We start from the raw sequence: 292 nt of genomic DNA, 5'->3' as shown, positions 1-292 counted from the left end.
CCCGGTACTGGCGACCACCGAAGTAGTTGTTCAGTCTTTGAAGTGTCCCCTTCAGCCGGGCGATATCCCGGAAAAGTTCCCGTTCTTCTTCTGTGTACCTCTCCCTGGGACGCCCACCAAGGGATAAACTGCGGCAGTACTCCGATGTACTCAAACCGCACCGGGCTGCCTGCTCCGAAAGTGCCGCCTTTTCAAGTGCGGTGCATCGGAATGTAATCTTTTCGCTCCGTCTTACTTCCATGCCACGAAGATAAGCAAAAAATCTTTTTGAGCAAAGCGAGAAAAGCAAGAA

Annotated in this window: 1 protein-coding gene; it reads right to left on the bottom strand. The window is 52.1% G+C overall.

Annotated elements, in window-relative coordinates; all coding sequences use genetic code 11:
- Positions 1-241, bottom strand: a 241-nt coding sequence (gene mbpA, locus HMPREF2794_RS07095) for a mobilization protein MbpA (protein WP_070751244.1), incomplete at its 3' end; no start/stop codon positions are given.
- Positions 242-292 lie beyond the last annotated feature (51 nt).

The sequence above is a fragment of the Bacteroides sp. HMSC067B03 genome, from assembly GCF_001811315.1.
Classification (GTDB): Bacteria; Bacteroidota; Bacteroidia; order Bacteroidales; family Bacteroidaceae; genus Bacteroides; species Bacteroides faecis.
This window is presented reverse-complemented; position numbering and strand designations above follow the sequence as displayed.